This is a genomic window from Methylobacter sp. sgz302048 (genome assembly GCF_052162025.1).
GTDB lineage: Bacteria > Pseudomonadota > Gammaproteobacteria > Methylococcales > Methylomonadaceae > Methylobacter.
This window is the reverse complement of sequence record NZ_CP197401.1, coordinates 4208232-4232090: the sequence shown is the minus strand read 5'-3', so window position 1 is coordinate 4232090 and position 23859 is coordinate 4208232. Positions and strand designations below refer to the sequence as shown.

Below are 23859 nucleotides of genomic sequence, written 5' to 3'. Positions count from 1 at the left end.
CGAATGTTAGCAAACAAGGAAGCGATGTCAAAAAAGATTCGATTATTTGCGGATAGCATCTCAGCCATTAAATGCTCTGATCTTCGCTCTTTGCCTTATGCCTGCTCATCATGTTGGGTTATATCAGGCAACGGCGAAATATGAACTGTCAGAGAGAAAGGTAAAGGACAGTATGGATCGAATTTTTCGAAACAATCATTCTTTTTTTCTTGTCTATAACGGCTGAGATGACGCAACCACGAAGACGCAGGCCGTGGTCCATTCAATAGTACTTGGGCTCGGAGTAGCCCCGTCAGTACTTAAACCTTAATTAAAACAAAGAAGCCAATGAAAAAGTATTTGTATTTAGGGTTGCTCGTTGCGTGTCAAATGGCCTCTGCCGAAGAGCTTATGTCGATCAGCGAACAAGTAAGCAAGGCGTGCACTGGGATTAAAGATGAACAATCAGGCAAGGCGTGCATTGAGGCTGTGACTGAACAAGTAAGCAAGGTGCGCAGCGAAATTATAGAAGGCTCTTACATTGTAACCCTGAATCCGGACGAACCGGAAATAATGGATCTATTCGCCGAGGTTCAGAAAAAATTAGAAGATGCGGCACAGCTTGCCAAAATTAAGGAAGACTTTGCGGTTAATCTGGGTATTGACGGGATTGTAGAAAATATCTTTTCGTCCACTCATGCCGTCCACATCAAGATGAATTCTTTTGAGGCTCAGCTGTTGAATAAGGATAAGCGCATACTCAGAATTGAGCCGGATCTGAAGCTGCGCGTCCAGAATGAACAAGTCGAGCCCGGGTGGGCGTTGGACAGAATCGATGGCGACACCGCAGCGCTTGATAATATCTATCGTTGGAACGCCAACGGCGCCGGCCGGACCATTTATGTCCTCGATACCGGCGTTAATACCAGTCTGCCCGAGTTCGGGGGGCGTGCCGTTACCGTTTGGGATGTCAATGATCCCGACCACAAAACAGCAACATGGGGCCAGGATTGCAACGGACATGGGACAGCGGTGGCCGATGCGGCCGGAGGAAATCTCTTCGGAGTAGCAAAAGGCGTATCGATTATCTCGGCCAAAATAACCCAGGGCTGTTCAGATACATCCAGTTTGTCTACCCATCTGTTCGCTTTCGATTGGTTGGCCAAAAATGCGCCTGCCGGCACCATTGTGAACTGGAGTAACGGGGCGAATACCCGCGACTGCAACGTTCCGGTCATCTCAACCGCACTGGAAGACGCTATGCGGGCGGCCTATGCGCATGGCGTAATCATTGTGGTTTCGGCGGGGAATGATGGCTGTGATACGGCTAACTATTCACCGACCCGGATAGATGAGGTGTTTGTAGTCGGCGCCACCGGCAGTGCTTTATTGTCGTCCGGCAAGGATATTAAATGGCCCAAATCGCGCACAGGCCGGCAGATCGATTTATTTGCGCCGGGACAAGACGTTCCTTTGTATGGACATGACGGCGCGCTCTATGCCTGGAGCGGCACATCTGTCTCCGCGCCCTTTGTGAGCGGATTGTTTGCTATCGGCTGCCAGCTATACCCCAGCTATTGCGCTCAACCGAAACGGGCTTTTGACGGACTGAAGAGCGCCATGACGCCCAACACGGTCACCAACCCGGACGGTACGCCTTTGACGGGCGCAACGTCTTTAATGATTAAACAGTCATGGTGAACTTTTTGTTGAACTAATTGTCCGGGGCCTGATTTTGTGGAAAATATACGGAGCAGTGATCGGCTTCTTTCAATTATCCTGAAGAAGCAACCGCAACCATCCTAACGCGAGGTATGATCTTCTAGCGCGTGATATAATCTTTTTTTCCTTTTCATTCTTGATAAAAACTGGATGTCTTGAATTGTCAAATCAAGCGATTTTATGCTTTTCGATTAACAATTCGACGGCATGTTAGTTCAACCTGCAGCTGGGTAAAAGGAATACTGGAGCTGAGATGGGGCAACCCCAAGATGCGATCGTAGCTTGTTTAAGGTCGCTGTGGCTTGGATCTGGCCCTGTCGGTACTATAAATATAAAAAAAGAACAAAGAGACAAATGAAAAAATATCTATTTTTAGGCATGCTTGCAGTGTGTCAGGCAGCTGCTGCCGAAGACGGTCAGCCTGTCGGTGAACAAGCAAGCAGTGGGATTATAGAAGGATCTTATATTGTCACGCTGAATCCGGACGATCCGGAAGTGACAAGTTTATTCATTGCGGCTCAGGAAGAATCACAAAACATGGAGCAATCTGCCAAGATTAAGGAAGATCTTGCGGATAAGTTGGGTATTGATGGTGTTGTGGAACGTATCTACCCGTCCATTTATGCCATGCACATCAAAACGAGTTCCTTTGACGCGGACCTATTGAGCAACGATAAACGGGTGCTCAGGATTGAGTCGGATATGATGCTGCAAACGATGAGTGTAGCGCCCGGGAGCAGCACTTCTGCGGAGAATTTGCCGATGGGCAATTACCCGATGTATCAGGATGGCATCCTGACGATTCCGCGCGTCGATACGCCTGAGCGGCCCGGCAATTACCTGGATGCGACGTTCAAGCAAATCGGCCAGAACCTCTGGGAGTTGCAGGGCTATAAAACAGCCAATGAATATCCGTTGGCAAAAGCGCCGATCGGACAGGTCAAGCTTGTGGTCACTGATTCCTTTCCTGTCCAGGTGTTTTTGAACATTCAAGGCACGTTTACCAGCGGTTGCGGTGATTTAGGACAAATCAATCAGCGCCTGGTCGGCAACCGCTTTGAAGTGACGGTTCATGCTGAATATCCTGACTTGCCGCCCGGCTCTTTTGCTTGTACGGCAAACATGAGGTATTTTGAGAAAAACATTCCTCTGGCCGTTTATGACTTGAATGCGGGCAACTACGAATACAGCATTAACGGCGGTGACTACACTGGCACATTCACATTGGCCAAGGATAACCGGTATCCGTTAACCAATCCCAACCTGTTGCCGGTTGAGCTCGCTCAATAATAACCTGTTACGTTAAACCGGGATAATAATCCTAAACATTGGCAGGCCTGCCGTAACTGCGATAGCCCTGCCAACTTTTCATCTTGTCGAATTTCCCTTCACTTCTAAAAGCCGATACCTGCTTAAGCTACAAGCCTATGGCCTTTCCAGCCGTAATAAGCAATATATAAATAGCAGAGAACGGGAATGAAGAAAGCCTGCTGGATGCCGACCCGGTCGGCGAACAGGCCCTGCACAACGGGAATGATAGCGCCGCCGACGATGGCCGCGCATAAAATCCCGGAGCCCTGGCCGGTGTGCTTTCCCAAGCCGTTGACTGCCAGAGAAAACAGGGTCGGGAACATGATGGAGTTGCACAGTCCTACGGTCAGAATGGACCACATGGCCAAAGGGCCGGCGCCGACCATGCTGGCTACAACCAGGACGGAGGCGGCCAGGGCATTGAACGCCAGGACTTTTCCGGGCTGGATATTGCGCATGACGATCGCGCCGGCGAAACGGCCGACCATGGCGCCGCCCCAGTACAGCGACACGTACTTCGCCGCCTCGTGCTCGGCCAGTCCCGAAATATTAGGCTGAGCCAGATAATTGACCAGAAAGCTGCCGATAGAGACTTCCGCGCCTACATAGACAAAAATGCCGACCGCGCCCAGGACCAGATGCCGATAGCCCCAGGCGCTTTCGCGAAAGGCGCCATCGGTGATATCCAGCGCATGGGCTTCGGCGGGCTCCACCTCGGGCAGTTTGATCGCGGCAAAGGCGCCGGCAATCAAAAACAAAACTGCGGCCAGCAGCAGATAGGGATGCTGCACGACGGCCGCCTGCGCGGCCTGATAGGCCGACAGATCCCCGGCGTTCAACAATTTGATTTCATCGGCCGTTTTGACGGCGGCGGACAGTATGAACAAGGCGCCGAAATAAGGCGCGATCGTCGTGCCCAGGGAATTGAAAGCCTGCGTCATCGTCAACCGGCTGGAGGCGGTTTCCGGTTGGCCGAGAATGGTCACATAAGGGTTGGCCGCGACCTGCAGCAGGGTGATGCCGGAGGCCAGCACGAAGAAAGCTATCAAGAACAATGGATAGGAATGTTGGCCGGCCGCCGGATAAAAGAGTAGGCAGCCCAGGCCGGCTATGGACAGGCCGGTAATGATGCCGCCCTTGAAGCCGATCCTTTCAACCAGATGGCCGCTGGGCATCGAAACCACGAAATAAGCCGTAAAGAAGCAGAACTGGATCAGCATGGCCTGTGTGTAGTTCAGCGTGAATACCGCTTTCAGATGCGGAATCAGGATATCGTTCAGGCTGGTGATGAAGCCCCAGATGAAAAACAGCGATGTCAGTACGGCCAGGGAGCCGAAATAAGGGTTTTTGGTGTTGTCTGTCAGTTTGTCGGATGCCATTGGGGTATGGGGTATGTTCGCCATGCTTGTATCCTGCTTGTTAATAGGTACCTGTTATATAAGCTTAAAGGATTTGACCACGAAGACGAGAAAACATAAAGCTTCGTGTCCTTCGTGGTGTTTTCTAATATCAGCTGCAGCCGGACGGGGCATGTTGCCCCGTCCGAAACGTTTGATGCTGGTTAAGCGCATTTCCTTAACCCTGACATTGCAGAAACGCTAGGGACGGGGTAACAAACCCCGTCCCGCTTGAGAGTTGCGGAGCCGATAAACGTCGAAGAAGGTACGCAATGCGTACCCTAGGGCCTATTCCGTTACGAAAAAACTGGCCGTTTCATTGCCGACCATCACCTTAAACTCGCCCGGCTCGACGATGCGCTTCATGTCGATGCCGATAAATGACAGATCGCGCGGCGTCAGGGTAAAGCTCAGGCTTTGCTCCTGCCCCGGTTCCAGCTCGACCTTTTTGAAGGCTTTGAGCTGTCTGACAGGCCGCGTTACGGAGGCCGCGACATCATTGAGATAAAGCAGCACGGTTTCCTTGCCTTTCAGCGTGCCGGTATTCTTGACGCTGACATGGACAGTGACGTTTTCGCCCATTTTAATCTGGTTCTTTTCCACGCTCAGGCCGTGGGTCTCGAACGTCGTATAGCTCAGGCCATGGCCGAACGGATAAAGCGGTTTGTAGGTGTTGAATTCAAACGCTTCGATCGGCTTGTGGTCGTACGGCACGATGCCGTTGGTGTTTCTCGGATAGCTGATGGGCAGCTTGCCGTTGGGATTGTAGTCGCCGTAAATAATGTCGGCGATGGCTTCGCCGCCTTCCATGCCCGGCAGGAAGCCCAGGATCACGCCGGGCACTTTTTCGGCAATGGCCGTGATGACGCGCGGGCGGCCGCTCAGCATCAGCAAAATGACCGGCTTGCCGGCCTCGATCACGGCATTGGCCAGGTCGATCTGCTTCTGGTCGAGCATCAATGAGTCGATATTTCCCGGCGTTTCCGTATAGGGTTTCTCGCCCAGGGCCAACAGGACATAATCGTGATTTTGAGCTTCGGCGACGACTTTGTCGACATCGATCGGGTCGTCAAACGCCTGGCCGCCGACATAGGTCACTTTGCCGGCCGACTTTGTTTGCAGGGCTTCGAAGACGGTCAATTTGTCCTGCGGATACAGGCTCTCGCTGTCGCCCTGCCAGGTAATGGTCCAGCCGCCGTTCATGACGCTGAGCAGATTGGCGGTGGGCCCCGCGACTAGAATACTGGCGTCTTTCTTCAACGGCAGTATATGGTTGTCGTTTTTAGCCAGAATGATGGCTTCGCGCGCGGCCTGCCGGTTCGTCTCCACGGCCTCGGGCGTAGCGAAGTTGCCTTCAGCGGGCAAAACCGGCCTTTCCGGATCGAACAGCCCGGTCTGGAACTTGACGGTCAAAATCCTCGACACGGCTTCGTCTATGCGCGACATCGGCACTTCGCCGGATCGGGCCAGCTCAACCAGTAAATCATAAAAGGTAAAATCGAACGGCACCATGCTCATGTCCACGCCGGCCATCACGGCGATTTTGACTGCTTCTTTCGGGGTCGCGGCCAGCTTGTCGCGCGTATAAAGGCGCTTGATGTCTTCCCAGTCGGAGACGGTGAAGCCCTTGAAGCCCATTTCGCCGCGCAGGATCGTCGTCAGGTACTGATAGTTGGCGTGGCCCGGAATGCCGTCGACTTCAGCCGAATTGACCATGACCGTCGGCGACCCGGCCTGTACGCCGGCTTCGAACGTCGGCAGGAAGTATTCGCGCAGCATGCGTTCGCCGATCCAGGCCGGCGTCCGGTCCTTACCGTTGATCGGAAAGCTGTAGCCGACATAATGCTTCAAACAGGTCGGCAGTTTATCGGGCGCCGAGAAATCGTCGCCCTGATGGCCTCTGATATAGGCTGTGCCCATGACAGAGGCCAGATGCACGTCCTCGCCGTAAGTTTCCCACAAGCGTGGCCAGAGCGGTTGCCGGCCGATATCCATGACCGGCGAGAAATTCCATTGCAGGCCCGATGCGCGCACTTCGCGCGCCGTTATCTCGCCTTCCTTGAAGCTCAGTTCGGGATTGAAAGTCGCGGCCATGCTGATGGCCTGCGGAAACAGCACGGCGCCTTGCGTATAAGTCGCGCCGTGAATGGCATCAATGCCGTAGATAACCGGGATTTTCAGGCGCGTTCTCTGTGAGACTTCCTGTATCGCGGCCGTTATTTTCCGCCAGGTCCCGATCGGAGCCGCTCTGTTGGCGGGCGTGAAAGGTACGTTCAGGATGGAGCCGACATGGTGGTTGATCACAGCATCTTCCAACCTGGGCCGGTCGATCGGGGGCTCTTCGCCTGATACGGCAGGCGTGCCCACGACGCTGAAGTCGATCTGCGTCATCTGCCCGGCTTTTTCTTCCAGCGTCATTTGGGACAGCAGTTCTTTTACTTTATCTTCAATGGCTTCGCTTGCGGCATGCGTATTCATGGAGCACTCCAATAGGGCAAACAGGGACAGGATTAGAATACTACGTTTTGCTTTCAACATTTTCCTTGCTAATTCAGTTGATTAAGCCGCTATAAGGCGACGGCTTGCTTTGGGAATGAACGCCGGTCATGGACGGCAGTTCGGGGGCAGTAAAAGTCGGGTGGTGCACCCATCAATTTTATTGTAACCGATGTTATGCATGCGCGGTTTATCCCGTTTGCAGTGAACGCCACCGTTTTTTCGGCGTCCGCAGTACCATGGCTGTTAACCAGCCAATAAACGGCTCACACAGCTAGCCATAACCGGCGTGAGGGTAAGGGAGTTTTGAGACGTCTATTTTTGAACAGAGAGGGCTGCATTGAGGCGCAGCTTATCCTGCGGATGCACAGGCGATCGCTTTGATCGAACGACTGCAAAAGCAAGGCTTGAGCTCAGAGACGTGAGTGGTATTTAATAAGCCAACAGGGGCGAACTGTCGGCCGCCATAAGTGAAAGCAGGGCCAGAGTTTTTGATATACTGCTCAAACTCATACTGGACTTTTTTGAACAATCATTAATCTTCACCTTTTACAAGGAGTTTCGTCTATGGACGTGCTAGAAGTGCTTGCCTACTTGCAGGAAAAAGATATTGCCGTCAGCGCCAATGATGCCGAATTAATCGTGCGCGCACCGCAGGGTGCCCTCAATGAAGGCATAATGGCGCTCCTGCAGCAGTATAAATGGGAGCTGCTGCTCCTCCTTCAGGACGATCAAGACAATCAGGCGGCAAGCGAAACTGACGCACAGACAGCGCAACCGGCCATAATCACGCCCGACATGCTGACGCTGGTCAATCTCACGCAGGACGAGATCGATCTGATTGTCGGCAGCGTGCCGCAGGGCGCGGCCAATATCAAGGACATCTACCCGCTGGCCCCGTTGCAGGAGGGCATCCTGTTCCATCATTTGCTCGAAACCCAGGGCGATGCGTATCTGACGCGTTCGGTCATCCTGTTTGACGACCGCCCTAAGCTGGATGATTTTCTGAACGCCTTGCAGACCGTTATCGACCGGCACGATATCCTGCGCACATCCGTGCGCTGGACCGGACTGTCCAGACCCGTTCAGGTCGTGCATAGCCGGGCGCCGCTGCCCGTTGCGGAACTGACGCTGGCCGCAAATGCCGACATACAGCAGCAATTGCTCAGCCATACCGATCCGCGTCACCTGCGGCTGGATTTGCAGCGCGTGCCGCTGTTTGCCGCCTACATCGCCGCCGATCCGCATTCGGCTGCCTGGTGGCTGGTGCTGCTGAACCATCGCATGACGTGTGACAGCTACACGCTACAGCTGATCATGGCAGAAGTTCAGCGGGTGTTTCAGGGACAAGGGGATCGTCTGCCGGAACCTGTGCCCTATCGCAATTTTATCGAACAGATACAGGCGACTTCACGGGTTGGACACGAAATCTACTTCAGGCAGCAACTCGGCGATATCGATGAGCCGACCGCGCCTTTCGGCCTGTTGGACACAAAAGCGGACGCCGGACAGGCCGGCGAGGCGGTTCTGGCCCTGAGCGACGATCTGGCCCAGCGCATCCGCGACAGCGCCCGACAGCACGGGGTCAGCGCCGCGGCCCTGTTTCATGTGGCCTGGGCGCAGGTTCTGGCCCGGTGCAGCGGGCGCGATGACGTCGTTTTCGGCACGGTGCTGTCCGGCCGGCTTCGGGGTTCGGCCGGCGCTGACCGGGGCATCGGCATGTTCATCAATACCTTGCCGGTACGCATCCCGCTCGCCGGCGCCAGTGTCCGGCAGCTGGTCAAATATACGCACCAGTGCTTGAATGAACTGCTGCTTCATCAATACGCTCCGCTCTCGCTTGCGCTACGCTGCAGCGCCTTGCCGCCGTCGGTGCCGCTGTTTACCGCATTGCTGAATTATCGTCATGCCATTATCGCGGCCGCTCCGGATAAATCCGACGGCATGCGCGTCGTCAGCTGCGTGGAACGCACCCATTATCCTTTTACCGTTTCGGTAGACGATTTGGGGCAGGGCTTCACGCTGACTGCGCAATGCGTGCACGGCATCGACCCAGCCCGCATCAACGATTATCTTCACACCGCCATCGCAGGGCTGGTCGAAGTATTGACTCAGGCCCCCTGGCGCTTGGCCATGGATTTCGACATCCTGCCCGCAGCGGAGCGGCGTCAGCTTCTGGTCGATTTCAACGCGACGGCGGCGGTTTATCCGCGACACAAGTGCCTGCATCAGTTATTCGAGGAGCAAGTTGAAAAAACGCCTGATGCCGTTGCTGTCGCGTTTGAAGAACAGACCTTGACCTATGCCGAACTTAATGCCCGCGCCAACCAGGTGGCCCATTACCTGCGATCGGAGGGCTGCGGCTCGGAGATGCCGGTCGGACTCTGCGTTGAACGCGGTCTGGAGATGATGGTGGGCCTGCTGGGCATCCTGAAGGCCGGAGGGGCTTATGTGCCGATCGATCCTCAGTATCCCGAAGCGTGCATTGCCCACATGCTGGACGACGCGCGCATCGCTTTGCTGCTCACCCAGGCGCGGCTGGCGGCGGCATTGTCCTGTTACACACAGGCTATCGTTTATCTGGATAGCGACTGGCCGGCCATTGCGCAATACCCGGCCGACAATCCGTCGCTATGCAATCATCCGCTCGATCTGGCCTATATCGTCTATTCCTCCGGCTCGACGGGCCAGCCCAAAGGCGTTATGGTCGCGCACCGCAACGCCGTGCATGCGGCGACTGCGCGGTTTGCGGCCTATCAGGCGCCGGTCAGCGCTTGCCTGCTGCTGTCCTCGTTCGCGTTCGACAGCGCCGCCGGCATATTCTGGACCTTGGGGCAGGGTGGGCGTCTGTGCCTGCCGGGCGAATACAGCAGTACAGATCCGTCAGCGTTAGCGGCGCTGATCGAAAGGCACCAGGTCTCGCATGTGCTGGCCTTGCCGCATTTTTATGCCTTGCTGCTCGATCAGGCCCGGGCGCAGTTGCATTCCCTGAAAACGGTCATCGTTGCGGGCGAATTCTGTCCAACCGAAGTGGTCAGGCGACACTACGCGGTGCTGCCGCATATAGCGCTATACAATGAATACGGGCCGGCCGAAGGCTCGGCGTGGAGCAGTGTCCACCTGGGCGATCCGGACGGTCTGGAACGGCCTTTGCCGATCGGCAGACCGATCAACAACGTACGGCTTTATATTCTCGATAAAATCGGCCAGCCTGTGCCGCTGGGCGCGGCCGGTGAGCTCCATGTCGGCGGCGAGGGCGTGGTCAGGGGCTACCTGAACCATCCCGAACTGACCGCGGAAGCGTTCGTTCCCGATCCGTTCCGGAATGACGGCGGCCGGTTGTACAAAACCGGCGATCTGGCGCGTTACCGGCCTGACGGCAGCATCGAGTTTTTAGGCCGCATCGACAATCAGGTGCAAATCCACGGCTTCAGGATTGAGCCGGGGGAAATCGAGGCAAAGCTTGTGGAACAGCCCGGCGTGGATGAGGCCGCTGTTCTCGTGCGTGAAGACCAGTCCGGCAACAGGCGGCTGGTTGCCTATGTGGCCGCTCGCGACAGTGGGGCATTGATCGAGGATGGCCTGCGCAAGGCTATCGGAGAGCGCTTGCCTTACTATATGCAGCCCTCGGCCTATGTATTTATGGAGAGCTTGCCTTTGAACGCAAACGGCAAAATCGATCGAAAAGCGCTGCTTACGCCTGAAAACTATATCACGGCTATGGATAAGCGCGGCGATAGCCTCAGCGATTCCATAGAACAGGACTTGGCGACTCTCTGGATGGAAATCCTCGATACCAAGACTGTAGGGGGCAATCAGAGTTTCTTTGAGCTGGGCGGCCGTTCGATGCTGGCTATGCAGGTCATCGCGCGCATTCAGGAACAGTTCGGCATCAAGCTTGCCATAGATGACATTTTCCATAAACCGACCATAAAGGAACTGGCGGCGCTGATTGTGCAAATGCAGGTCGAGCAATTGACTGTCACTGACATATCGGCGCTGTTGGGGGATATACAGCAGCTTGTTTCGGAAAGCGACAATGAAGAATTCGACGGCATTGATCCCATAGGGCAGAGCGAACACTTGACCGAAGCTGATGCGTCGGCGCTATTGGCGGAAATAGAGCGGCTGACCCATGAGGAAGTGGGCCTTATGCTTAAATTTTAAGAATGTACCCGATCGCCGCCGGTTAGATAAAATCGGCGGCTTGGCGCGATATCGGGCAGGTGGCAACATTGAATTTTTAGGAAGGATCGATGTGTGCTGCTAAAACGCCGCCAGCTCTGCTTTATGAGTAGCGGTTTTTTGAGTCGCTCGTAGCAAGCAAGATCATCAGCAAATAATTCCCGACTGGCCAGGTGAGGATATTGCCTAGTCCGCTCGTCTACTTCCCAATGATGCGGGATAAACGCATCAGTTAATACTAATAACAAAGGGGAGACCATGATAGACACTGTGATAAGTGCCGATGACGCGTCGGCCATGCGAAACCGCGGCCAATTACCGGCCGGCGAACCGGCAATTAATTCACCCTTCCTGAGCGGAAAGCAGGCAGCGGGTCTGGCCTTGATGCTGACATTATGTCATGCCGTGCCGGGCCAATCCGCAGAGCATGATAAAAATAAGGTGTTCCGCTTCGACATTCCGGCCGGGAACATGGCTTCAGCCTTGAGAGCTTTTTCGGAAACGACTGACATGCAATTGAGCTATCCGTCCGTGCTGGTCAGGGATGTTAAAGCCAATGCGTTGACCGGCCGTTATACGCCCGAGCAGGCGCTGGCAAAGCTGTTGGGTAATTCCAACATCACCTATCGGATTGCCGATGACCAGGTCATCGCCCTGGCTCAAGCACCGAAAGAAAATTCCCCGGGTAATCCTGCTCCTGAAAAATCGGTGGAGTTGGCGGTTATGACAGTGAAGGCCGATAGCTTGGCTCCTGATGACATCAGTCCTTACATCAAATCCGAATCGACGGCGGGCTCAAAAATCCCAGTCGAAGGTACAGTGGAAACAGGCTTCCTGACGCATCAGATCTTCCTGGGCGGTGATTACACCAAGTCGCATTTCGGAACGAGCTCGATCAATCTGGCCGGCGTGCCCGCCATTGACGCCCTTAATCCCGTTTATCTGGGTGCACAACCTGCGGCAGGGCCGGCTCGGCTCGGCAGTCACGGCACTTCGGAACTGGGTTCGTTTGCGTTTCAGGATATCATTTCGATCACTCAGGAATTTGACTTGACGGGAAGCGTGCGCCAATCCACCTACAGCGCGAAACGACTCAATATCGCCAACGGCGTAACCTCGGAAATAGATACCGACAACACGTCCTATCAGGTCGGAGGTACTTTTCACGCCACCGATTCTATCCACTTTTTTGCGGGCTACGGCGAGGGATTTTCGCCTATCCCTGCGGTTGCGATGGCCAACGGCGCCTCGCTTGAACCGGGCTAATCCGCACAAGTGGAAGCCGGCGTCAAGATTAACTTTCCTTCCGGCCTGAGCGGGACGGCCTCGTTTTTTGACATTACGCGCAGCAACGTGACTACGCCGGACAGATTCAATCCGGGCTTTCAGGTGGCTACCGGCGAAATTCAATCCCAGGGCGCGGAGGTGGAGCTGGCTTATCAGGTGACCGAACAATGGTACGTTCAGGGCGGCTATGCCTTCATCGATGCGGAAATCACCCAAAGCAACGCGAACGATGTCGGCAACCGGCCGGAAAAAATTCCGGAGCACCAGGCCAATATCTGGACCCATTACAGATTCGACAGCGGCATCCTGAAAAATCTGACCCTGTCCGCAGGCGCCAATTATGTCGGCAACCGCCCGTTCGACAATGCTAATATCGCCAAGCTGCCCAACTATACGACGCTGGATCTGGCTACGTCCTACCTGGAAGAACATAAAACTGGAACTGTTCGCGAACAATGTGCTGGACAAGCACTATTTCGTCTCGGCCGATTTTGGCCCGGCCGTGTTCCCCGGCGATCCGAGGACCATTTTCGGCCGGGTATCGTTGAAGTTTTAACCGCTTAAGCCGGAAGCGTTTTTTCGTAATCTGACTGTTTGACGGGAATGCAGGCTATGGCGGCGGCTTGTCACCCGCCATAGCTTGCAAGGCTGCAAACAACAACCTGCTAGAAAATACCATGCCTGAAAATACTCAATTCATTCTTGACCGCAAGAAACCGATACGTCTGTCATGGCTCAAAGCCGGCCGCAAATTGTGGTTGGACGTGCATGTCTATATCGCCCTGTCGCTAGGCTTTATTTTTGTCTTGCTCGGGCTGACGGGTTCTTTCAATGTGTTTTATTTCGAACTGGAAGAGGCGGGGCTTCCCGACGTGCACAAAGAAGCCCGCGCGCAGCCGCTTCCGCTGAATGACATCATGCAGATCGTCAGGACCGCTCATCCGCAAAGGCAGGGCGTATGGAACCTGCACATGCCCGGCGAGAACCGCGACTATTTATGGGCGACTTTATGGGCGACGTATGCAAAACCCGAGGAAACCGCCGGTGAGCTCTTTGCGCCGCTGCAAATAATGGTCGATCCGTACACCGGCAGAATCGTCAATGAAACCTTCTGGGGACGCACCGTATGGAGCCTGGTTTACGAAGTGCACGCCACTTTGCTGATGGGCAAGGTCGATGCGGACATTGCGAAGGTGATTTTTAAAATCATCTGTTTTCTCGGCGTTTTTATGTTCATATCGGCCTTGTCCGGGCTTTATTTGTGGTGGCCCAGGTCCGGCAAATTCAGGCAGGCCGTCACTATCAAGCCCGGCGCGAGTTCGGAGCGGCTTTGCTTCGATCTGCACAAAACGGCCGGTTTTTACAGTTCCATCGTATTGCTCATTCTGGCATTCAGCGGTTTCTCGTTCGGCTACCGCGATCAGATCAAATCGGTGGTCAGTTGCTTTTCAGACGTCAAGGCGGAGCGTTTCAAAACGCCGGCAGCGGTTAAATCCGACTATCAGGGGCAAACCGAAACGATTTCCATCGACCGTGCCGTCGCAATAGCCGACCGGATTTTCCCCGGCGCGCCGGTGCGCTGGCTGGCAACGCCCAACGGCAAGGAAGGCGTCTACGTCATCGAGAAGCGGCAGGATGGCGAAGCCAGCCGCAGACGGCCGCGCAGCAAAGTCTGGATCGATCAGTACAGCGGCAAGGTGCTGGGGTTCGAAGATCCCAACCGGTTCACGGCCGGCGAAACCTTTTTAAATGTGATGTGGCCGCTGCACAGCGGCGAAGCCTTCGGATTTGCCGGCCGGGTTTTATGGAGTATAGTAGGCGTGATGCCGCTGGTTCTGTACGTTACGGGCCTGATTCGCTGGCTGCAGAAGCGCAAGGCGAAGAAATTGAAGGAAAACCGGGCCAACCCGCCGGCGCTGACGGGACGCGGAATCTGAAAGAACCGAGCCGGTAAAAATAATAAAGAACAAAGAGCGCCTGGAAATACAGGCGTGGCACGAATCGATCTCTGTTCTGTTTTAGTGTTACTGCGGCAGTGCAGGTGCGAATTCATTTATGCCCTTTGGGTACTTGTGCCCCTTGCGGGTACTTGTGCCCTTTGGGGGTATTCGCACTGCCTGTCCATCTCGGGTTGTCCCGGGTCGAATACCCACAAGGGGCACAAGTAAATTCGACCTTACAATTGCACAATATCAGTTATTAAGACGGAGCCCATCAAATGGACGGTAAAAACATTGATCTATGGCTTGAACCATTAGCCGCAGCCGAGGATGCCTATCAACGATACTGGACGCTGCTCGATGAAGAAGAGCGGGCCAAAGCCCTGCGTTTTGTCCAGGAACAGCACCGCGTCCGGTACGTTGTCAGCCACGGTAAAGTTAGGACGATACTGGCGCGCTACATAGACAGGCCGCCTGAAGCCATCCGCTTTGCGCAGGAGGCGGCGGGCAAACCCTATCTGGTCGTCGACGGCAACCCGCACGAGGTCAGATTCAATCTGTCGCATTCAGGCGATACCATGATTCTGGCAGTTAGCCGTCATGAATCTGTCGGGGTGGATATCGAGGAATGGAACCACAGACTCGATTTTGCCGCCATTGCCAAGGAATGTTTTGCCGAATCCGAGCAGGCGTTCTGGCAGGCGTTGCCGGCGCAGGAAAAAATCGACACATTTTTCCGTCTCTGGACACGCAAGGAGAGTTTTGTAAAGACGGTCGGCGCCGGTCTTTCGCTGGATGTCTCGCAAGTCGAGACCTCGCTGGATGGGACTTCCCGATTTGTATCGTTGCCGGATCGCTATGGCGCGGCCGGGCAATGGCAGCTCGTGGACCTGGATTTGGGGCCGGGCATCAGCGGCGCCTTGGCAGTCAGGGCCGGCGGCATGGAGCGGCTTTGTTTCAGGGGGCTGAACGCCCCCATCTCCTGAGTCCATGTAGCCATAATCTGTATTAGTCCGGACCAGCTGCTATAGGTCACAAATTGCTCGCTGAACGTAAATGTAAAGGATGCGCTGCCAACGCATGTTTAACGAAGCCGGCGAACCAGATCCAAAAGCAAACTTTCAAAACCGCTAACGAGCGGCGCGTCCCTTTGACCGCTGTGTTAGGCCAATTGTCAAAGCAGCGTATAGAATGGCCGAAGGCCAGCATGCGGCGCAATACGGCTAGCGCCTATTGCGCCCTATGAATTGCGCCTTATCGCGTTGTTCTTGAAATGGCTTCCGTCAGAGGGCGATAATTCAGCTTTTTTATCATAAGGATTGATAATGTCCATAATAGATAGCTTGTTTGCCTTCAGCCATCGTTCAGGATGCAGACTAGCCAGGCATTTTTCATATCCCGCTCTGAAGCGACGAGGCGGCGTTTATCTTCTTATCGTTACTATGGCATTGATGTTCCTGGCTTTGTGGATACGTCTGGCTATGGCGCCTATCAATGCCGGCCTGCAGTATGTGACATTCTTTCCTGCGGTCGCTCTGGCGGCTTTTATCGGTGGGTTCGGTGCAGGGCTGCTGGCAACAATCGTTGGATTACTCTTCGCTACTTATATCTTTACACCGCCTTATTACTCTTTTTCAACCGAGGTCCTGAAAACCTCTTTTTGGTCAAATATGGTGTTTTTCATTGACGGCATCCTCGTCTCCTCGTTACTTGAGGCTATGCATCGCTATCGCCAGCAATTAGCCAGAGAATTGAAGCGAACGATTGATGTGAATAGCGACTTAGAGGAAAACACCCAGCATTTAAAAAGCCTCATCGATAATCAATTTGCCTATGTCGCCTTGTTAGATACCCGTGGAGTCATTCTGGAAATTAACAAGGCCGCATTGGATCAGTTTGGTTACCGCCGAGAAGATGTCATTCATCATTACTTCTACGACTTGCCGTGCTGGTCTTATGACGAGACGGTCCAGACACAATTAAGGACGGCGATGGCCGACGCCCTGCGGGGGAAAACAGCGCGTTATGACGTGGCCGTGAAAAAAGGCGATGACTCCATTATGGTCGATTTCCAGCTATCGCCGGTACGCAACGGCGAAGGCAGTATCGTAGGGTTACTGCCCATGGCAGTCGATATTTCAGAACGCATCCATGCCGAGGAGGCGCTAAAAAAATCCCGTTCGCAACTGAAAACTTTCATTCGCCAAGCGCCCATTACCATGGCCATGTTCGACCGGGACATGAATTATCTGGAAACCAGCGGCCCCTGGCTGCATGATTATGGCCGCGGTTACGCCGATTTGCGCGGACTCAATCACTATGATGTGCATCCGGACCTGCCGGACAGGTGGAAATTGGTCCATCAGCAGTGCCTGGCTGGCGCTATGCTGAGAAATGAAGAAGACCTATGGGTCCATGAGGATGGCAGCGAGCATTGGTCGCGTTGGGCAGTAATGCCATGGGTCGACGAGAATGGCACCATTGGCGGTATTATCGTCTCGGCTGAAAATATTACCGACCGTAAGCAAAACGAGGCGCATTTGGCCGAGCAAGCGCAACAGTTGCAGGAAGCCGACCAGCGCAAGGACGAGTTCCTCGCCATGCTGGCTCACGAACTGCGCAATCCTTTGGCGCCGATCCGTAATGCGGCGCAAATTCTGAAGCGGCCCGATCTGGACGAAACACGGCTGGCCTGGTGCCGTAATGTCATCGACCGTCAGGTCGACCACCTGGTCCAATTGGTCGATGACCTGCTGGATGTCTCGCGCATCAGCCGCGGCAAGATCGAGCTCAAGAAAGAAATTCTCGAGGTGTCAGCTATCGTGCAGCGGGCGGTGGAAACCACGCAGCCCTTGATTGAGGCTCGCCATCATGCCTTTATGGTACAATTGCCATCAGAACCTATCTATGTCGAAGGCGATCTGGTGCGACTCTGTCAAGTCGTGTCGAACCTGCTCAATAATGCCGCCAAATATACCGATGAAGGCGGCTGCATTGATCTGACCGTTGAGCAGGCAGGCAATGACATCTTGCTCCGAGTGCGCGACAATGGCCGGGGCATCGCGCCTTCGGCGTTACCGGGCTTGTTCGAATTATTCTATCAGGTAGACCGCACGCTCGACCGCTCGGAAGGCGGGCTGGGCATTGGCCTGTCACTGGTTAAAAGCCTGGTAACGATGCACGGCGGCGAGGTCTGGGTCAGCAGCGAAGGCCGCGGCCAAGGCAGCGAATTCGGCATTCGTCTACATCGCGTGCAGCCAGCGCCGGCCGTCCCGATCGCCCATGCAGCAAAGCCGAAATGGGCGGCGGACCTTTTGCACATTCTGGTGGTCGATGATAATCGCGATGCGGCCCAAAGTCTGTCCCTGCTGCTGACCAGCGAAGGGCACGAAGTATTGCTGGCTTATGACGGCTACAGCGCCTTGGAAGTCGCACTGGCTGAACGGCCGCAGATCGTGCTGCTCGATATTGGTCTGCCTGGCATGGATGGCTACGCAGTGGCTCGGGCGCTGCGGCAGCATCCTGACATGAATAGGACGCAGCTGATCGCCCTGAGCGGTTACGGACGGGAGGTGGATCGTGAGCAGGCGCGGGCAGCCGGATTTAACGGTTATTTGACCAAACCGGTCGACTTTGACGAACTGCATTGCGCCTTGACTCAACCGTCATTTGATCATTGATGCCCCGTCTGGCTGCGCAAGCTCAACGGACGCATATCCGTCCAGACATCCTTGATGTAATCGAGGCATGTCTGTTTGTCGCCGGTTTTATCAACTGTCTTCCAGCCGTCGGGAATTTCTTTGTAATCGGGCCAGATCGAGTATTGTTCCTCATGGTTGACTACGACCCGATAGATAGTGTTGTTTTCTTGGTTATTATTAGCCATTGTTGATGCCTTATTAAAATTCTGTGAGCTGATGCTCTTCAGTCATGAATCAGACGACTGACAGGCCATTTAACCTCAGTATTATTTTTATCCCGCTGCCGTTTTTTATCTGCCTGCAGGTGCGCCAGGCTTCCATTAAAAATAACCGTGGGAAACGCGTAAAGGGCGCTTTACGTTCTTTTTAGAAACTGATGTTACACCGTTGTAGGATCGAATGCGCCTGGAGCGCCTGCTGGGATTTGCCCCCGCATTGCTTGCGGTCAGCCTAAAATTAAAAAAACTATGTCATATAACCTATCGAGTGCGGCATATGACATAGTTTTTATGACTTGTCACGAGACCTCTCTAACTGATGGAATGAGCGCCAGGCCGCATAACTTAAAGGTTTGGCCGTAATTGGCACTGTATTTGCTAAAAATATTTAAGGGGATTTCCCCTTCTTAATTTCCATAGCAGCATCATTCTTGAACATCAAAGGAATTGATTTGACGATGAATTTATTTCCCGATCAGAGTTTGTCATCGTGTTTTCTTCAGCATCAAAAGGATTTGATGCAATTTTTGACGTACAAGGTACAGTGCGCCGAAACCGCAACGGATTTAACTCAGGAAACTTATTTGCGTGTTGCCCGCCATCGAAAAGCGGACACTATCGAAAATATGCGCGCCTATTTATTTCGGATTGCCAATAATCTTGCCCTTGACCATCTTCGCAGCCGGGCACGGCTGCTTCAGCGCGAAGCCGGACCGGTTACGGACGATTTCATCTGCGAGGCGCCCGAGCCGGAGACCGTATTGGCCAACCGTCAGCAATTGGAGATGCTTGAACAGATCATTTACGGTCTGCCGTCGAAATGCCGCGAGGTTTTTTTGATGTGCCGCGTGGAAGGCAAAAGTTATACGGAGATCGGCGATGCGCTTGGCATTTCGCCCCGTACCGTGGAAAGTCACATGCGCAAGGCTCTCGAACAGATCCGCAAACAGATTGACTGATCCGCTCCGGATGACAGAACAAAAATAGTTCCTCCATAATAAGGGAAAGGCGCTTGTCAGACGTCTTATTGACATGTCCTTTTCTGTTTATTGAGGTACTACAATACCCGGCCATGCCCATCAAGAACCCTTCAGAGCAGCCCCCATGTGTTTCCGAGCAGGCGTCCGTCTGGTTTGCGCGCCTGCAGGCAGATGACGTGACGGCCGAAGAACAGGCCCGCTTCAAAAGCTGGTATCGGGCAAGCCGGGAACATGCCAGGGCTTATGACAGGATGCGGGTGCTCTGGGACATGCTGGAAGTGCCCGCGCAGCGGGTGCAGGCAAAAGTCGATGCCGAGCAGGTGCCGCCGCCTTTGGCGAATAAAAGTCCCCATTCCCGGCGCTTCATGGCTGCTTCCTCGCTGATTTTGGGGATTGCTGTGCTGCTGTCCAATCAATTGTCGATACTCTACCAGAACTGGCAAAGCGATTATCACACAGGACCGGGCGAACGCCTGACCGTTGCGCTCGATGACGGCTCACGGATCACGCTGAACACCGATACGGCGCTGAACGTGGATTTCTCGGCGGCGCAACGGCGGATCGAACTGCAGCGCGGAGAGGGCTATTTCGATGTAGCGCCGAATAAAAGCCGCCCGTTTATCGTCACTAACGGCACAGCCAGCGCCCGCGCCGTAGGCACGGCTTTCAGCGTCAGGGACTTTGCCGACACCATGCGCGTGATCGTCAGCGCAGGAACGGTGGAAGTCTCTTCAAACAATGCCCATCAAGCCGTTCTGGTGCATCTGAATCAGCAGGTCAGTTATCAACAGGGCCGGATCGGGCCGGTCAAGCCGGCCAATATTCTGGAAGCGCTGGCCTGGCAGCGCGGACAATTGATTTTTAACCGTCAGCCTTTAGCGACGGTGGTCGATGAAGTCAATCGTTACCGGCGCGGCCAGATTCTGCTCATCAACCCGGAACTGAAAGAACGCATCGTCAGCGGCGTGTTCGATACCAATGAGCCGAACGCTGCGGTTGACGGGATCAAGGCAACGTTAAAGATAAACGCCCTGAATCTGTCCGAGCGTCTGGTTCTGCTTTATTAGGCGCTGATTGGGTGTATCCGGATAAATTAAGCGGTTCAGCTGCCAAGTCATCTTCCATAAAAAAATTTCAAACTTCCTTGCATTTTTTTCAACTTCGGCTAAGGGAAAATCCAAGACTCGTCGTCTTTAGTCATAGGTAACGCTTGATAACAAAAAAGAGAAATACAGCATGAAATTATCAAAAGGCCGTAAACAGAGGCAAAAAACTATCAAAGCGGCAGGGGTTCTGGCCATTCTGCTTGCCGCGGGACAAGACGGCTATGCCGCCGATGCCGGCAAAGCGGTGCAATTCAATATTCCGGCGCAATCTTTATCAAACGCATTGATCCGCTTTTCCGCCGACACCAAGCTGCAGGTACTTTATGACAGCGCGGTCGCGGAACACTTGCAGGCGCCCGCGCTTAACGGCAGTTATACGCCGGAACAGGCGCTGGGGCAGCTGCTGAAAGGCACCGGGCTCAATTACCGGTACAGCGATGACAAGACCATCACTTTGGAAGCGCCAAGCTATCAGGGCCAGGTGCAGAAGGTGAATGCGACCACATTGCAGGCAATGACCGTAGTAGGAAAAAACGAGACGGACGATCCCACGGCTTATACCGTCACCCATGCGGCCACCGCCACCAGAACCGATACGCCGATCATGGAAACGCCGATGTCCATTCAGGTCATCCCAAAGGCCGTGACGGATGACCAGCAAACCATTACGGTGGAAGAAAGCTTGCGCAACGTGAGCAGTGTTGTGCCGCGCCTTTCAACGGTTTCTCCCAATTTTGAACCTACCCTGATCCGCGGGTTTGCGGCCCGGCAGTTCATCGACGGCTTTAACCAGTATCTGAATGCCGGCGATCAGGGCAGCATGGTCAATATCGAGCGGATTGAAGTGCTGAAAGGCGCCAATGCGGTGCTTTACGCCGGCGGCAACGGTTCTCCGGTGGGCGGGATGGTCAACCTGGTTTCCAAGCTGCCGCAAAAAGAGGCGTTTTATGAGATAGGCGTAAAAGCCGGCCTGTATGATTTTGCCCAGCCGTTTGTGGACTTGAACCAGCCGATCAATGACAACGTCCTGTTCCGTTTTACGGGCGAATACACGAACAGCAGCAGCAATATCGACGTGCTCGACACGGACCGGTTCAATGTCAATCCTACCCTGACCTTCACTAACAACGACGATACCACTTTCACTCTGCAAGGCAAGTTTTCGAGATGGGAGCAGCAGGACTACCAGGGCTTGCCGGCGACCGGCACCGTTGCGGGCAATTTCAGGATCCGGCCGGAACTGTTCATCGGCCCTGAGGATATCGCAAAGAGCAACTCGGAATTCTATGGCGTCTGGGGTACGCTGGATCACAAGTTGAATGATATCTGGTCGTTTACCGCCAAAGGACGCTATTCTCATTCCAAATTCGATACCCTGGCGCAGAATCTGCTCGGCAAGGGCTTTAGCTTCGGAGCCGATCAACCGCTCGTTCCCCCGTCGACATGGGGGCTGGTCAACAGCGAGCTGGGCCAGGAGCAGGAAGAAAAAAGCGTGCAGGTTTATGGAACGGCTAAATTCGATCTGGGCCCGACCAAGAATACGGTACTGCTGGGCGCCGATTTCAGTGAGCTGGATGACGACGGCTTCATGGATTTCGACATGATGCCCGTCGCTTTTGTAGACCTGGTCGCTCCGTCCTTTCCGGTTCCGTACAGCCATCCGGGCACGCGCCAACAAACTCAATTTACCCGAAACACGACTTATGGCGGCTATGTGCAGCTGCAAAGCACGATCTATGACCGCCTGCACTTGCTGGCAAGCGTGCGCAGAGCCAATGTCACGACCGATTTCGTCAACACGGCTAGCGGGTCAAAATTCAATTCCGATGAAGGACGTTTCCTGCCTAACGTCGGCGGGCTTATTGACATAACGGATGAATTTTCGCTGTTTGTCGACTACAGCGAAGGCATGCGAGGCCAGGGCGGCGCCAATTATGCTTCAACGCCCAAGCCTGAGCTTTCCAATCAGATCGAAGCGGGCATAAAGTTTGATATCGCCGAGCAGTTGACAGGACAACTGGCGGTCTACCAGATTGAGCGGGAAAACGTCAGGGTCACCGATTTCACAGATGCTCAATTCCGGTCGGTCACTAAAGGGCAGCAGCGTTCGACAGGCATCGAGACCGATGCGACATGGCAAGTAACAGAAGGCTTAAGTTTGTTGGGAAATTATGCCTTTACCGAGGCGGAATTCACCGACAGTCTGGCGGGAGTGCCTGACGGCAACCGTCTGCCGGGCGTGCCGAAGCATTCCGGCCGTTTCTGGGCCAATTACGCTTTTCAGGACGCGATGTTGAGAGGATGGAGCATAGGCTCCGGAATCTATGCCCAAACAAGCGCCTATGTGGACAAAGCCAATTTATTCAGCACTGAGAGCTTTTACACCATAGATGCGGATATCGCTTACAGGACAAAAGCCTACAAGCTGGGCGTCTCGATCAAGAATTTGACTGACAACGATTATTTTCAGCGGCTGAATTACTTCGATACCCGCGTGACGCCTTCCCAGGGCACGACCGTCTATTTCAGCGGCTCAGTGATCTTCTGACGTTTTCGGCAATTCCCGATGGCTGTTTAATCTGTCCATCGGGATTTACATTAATACAACGAATCAGGACTATTTTATGGATCGTCGACAATTTACCAAGCTGGCATTATTTGCCGCTTTTCTCGCTCCTTTGGGCAACAGCGTTAAAGCGGCCGAAAGCGATGAACAGAGGAAAATCAAGGCTCAAGCGGATTCCATGCAAGCGCATAAAGCGTTCATGAGCGATCCGGACGTAAAAATGATGGGGAATGAAAAAATTGCGATGCTTTTATACCCCGGCTTTTATGCGCCGGATCTGATTAATCCGCAGTTTTTATTTACCGCCATGATGGGCGCCGAAGTATATCTGATTTCTCCCACCGATGACCTGACGCCGGTGTCTTGCGGTAATTTTTCAATTGTTCCTACGCACAGGCAGAGCGAATGTCCGGAAAAACTGGATATTTTGTTTGTTCCGGGCGGTGCAGCCGGGACGTTGGCGGCCATGAAAAACAAACCGTTTATCGACTTCATCAAAACCAAAGCGGCCAATTCCAGATACATCGCCAGCGTCTGCACCGGCAGTTTGCTGCTCGGCAAGGCCGGCCTGCTGAAGGGCAAAAAGGCCACTTCCCATTGGACAACGCTGGAATTATTGAAAAAGTTCGGAGCGACGCCCGTGAGCGAGCGCGTGGTCTGGGACGGCAATCTGGTGACCGGCGGCGGCGTTACCGCCGGGATTGATTTGGGCCTGCAAATTGTCGGCGCTTTGCGCGGCAAGGAATATGCTGAAGCCATTCAGCTGCAAGCGGAATATGATCCGGCGCCGCCCTATAACGCCGGCTCACCTGGAAAAGCGCCCGCTTTTGTCCGGGATAGCGTCAGAGGGATGTTTGCGCCGCTAGTGCTGGATATGGAACTGGAAATTTAGATAGAGCCTGTTTTTCAGGTTTCGGGCGGGGCACAGTCATGCCCCTGTCTCTGATCATTTCCGGCATTGGCGCCTGCCT

General features: G+C 54.1%; 13 protein-coding genes and 1 pseudogene. 11 read left to right on the top strand and 3 right to left on the bottom strand.

Translation table 11 applies throughout. The annotated features are described in order from the left end of the window. Positions 1-468: 468 nt before the first annotated feature. On the top strand, positions 469-1680 hold the full coding sequence (locus ACTNE6_RS18965) for a S8 family serine peptidase (protein WP_442497881.1): 1212 nt from the start codon (positions 469-471) through the stop codon (positions 1678-1680). A 375-nt stretch (positions 1681-2055) separates the two neighbouring features. After that, positions 2056-2991, top strand: coding sequence for a hypothetical protein (locus ACTNE6_RS18960; RefSeq protein WP_442497880.1), 936 nt, complete (start codon positions 2056-2058; stop codon positions 2989-2991). Between the two features lie 122 nt (positions 2992-3113). Here ACTNE6_RS18960 and fucP read toward each other — a convergent pair whose 3' ends face one another. Continuing rightward, a complete protein-coding gene (gene fucP, locus ACTNE6_RS18955; protein ID WP_442497879.1) occupies positions 3114-4415 on the bottom strand; it encodes an L-fucose:H+ symporter permease in 1302 nt (433 codons plus the stop codon). A gap of 282 nt (positions 4416-4697) precedes the next feature. Then, positions 4698-6887 (bottom strand): glycoside hydrolase family 3 N-terminal domain-containing protein, encoded by a 2190-nt coding sequence (locus ACTNE6_RS18950; protein WP_442497878.1) that lies wholly within the window; start codon positions 6885-6887, stop codon positions 4698-4700. Between the two features lie 585 nt (positions 6888-7472). Here ACTNE6_RS18950 and ACTNE6_RS18945 point away from each other — a divergent pair. The 5 genes and pseudogenes from ACTNE6_RS18945 to ACTNE6_RS18925 all read left to right on the top strand — a co-directional run bounded on the left by ACTNE6_RS18945 (position 7473) and on the right by ACTNE6_RS18925 (position 17997). Continuing rightward, a complete protein-coding gene (locus tag ACTNE6_RS18945; protein WP_442497877.1) occupies positions 7473-11072 on the top strand; it encodes an amino acid adenylation domain-containing protein in 3600 nt (1199 codons plus the stop codon). A gap of 276 nt (positions 11073-11348) precedes the next feature. After that, positions 11349-12941, top strand: a pseudogene (locus tag ACTNE6_RS18940) (TonB-dependent siderophore receptor). A gap of 113 nt (positions 12942-13054) precedes the next feature. After that, positions 13055-14314, top strand: coding sequence for a PepSY-associated TM helix domain-containing protein (locus ACTNE6_RS18935; RefSeq protein ID WP_442497876.1), 1260 nt, complete (start codon positions 13055-13057; stop codon positions 14312-14314). A 281-nt stretch (positions 14315-14595) separates the two neighbouring features. After that, positions 14596-15303, top strand: a complete 708-nt coding sequence (locus ACTNE6_RS18930; protein ID WP_442497875.1) for a 4'-phosphopantetheinyl transferase family protein — start codon at positions 14596-14598, stop codon at positions 15301-15303. Positions 15304-15642: 339 nt separating this feature from the next. Beyond that, positions 15643-17997 (top strand): hybrid sensor histidine kinase/response regulator, encoded by a 2355-nt coding sequence (locus ACTNE6_RS18925; protein WP_442497874.1) that lies wholly within the window; start codon positions 15643-15645, stop codon positions 17995-17997. Here ACTNE6_RS18925 and ACTNE6_RS18920 read toward each other — a convergent pair. Further along, positions 17991-18203, bottom strand: a complete 213-nt coding sequence (locus ACTNE6_RS18920; protein ID WP_194970986.1) for an MbtH family protein — start codon at positions 18201-18203, stop codon at positions 17991-17993. The genes ACTNE6_RS18925 and ACTNE6_RS18920 overlap by 7 nt on opposite strands. Positions 18204-18694: 491 nt before the next feature. Between ACTNE6_RS18920 and ACTNE6_RS18915 the strand changes: the two genes are divergently transcribed. From ACTNE6_RS18915 to ACTNE6_RS18900, 4 genes are all read left to right on the top strand, one after another. Next, positions 18695-19195, top strand: a complete 501-nt coding sequence (locus ACTNE6_RS18915; protein WP_442497873.1) for an RNA polymerase sigma factor — start codon at positions 18695-18697, stop codon at positions 19193-19195. 53 nt (positions 19196-19248) lie between these two features. Beyond that, positions 19249-20283, top strand: coding sequence for a FecR family protein (locus ACTNE6_RS18910; RefSeq protein ID WP_442497872.1), 1035 nt, complete (start codon positions 19249-19251; stop codon positions 20281-20283). Between the two features lie 169 nt (positions 20284-20452). Continuing rightward, complete coding sequence (locus ACTNE6_RS18905) at positions 20453-22870, top strand: TonB-dependent siderophore receptor (RefSeq protein ID WP_442497871.1); 2418 nt, start codon at positions 20453-20455, stop codon at positions 22868-22870. Positions 22871-22946: 76 nt separating this feature from the next. After that, positions 22947-23780 (top strand): DJ-1/PfpI family protein, encoded by an 834-nt coding sequence (locus ACTNE6_RS18900; protein WP_442497870.1) that lies wholly within the window; start codon positions 22947-22949, stop codon positions 23778-23780. Positions 23781-23859 lie beyond the last annotated feature (79 nt).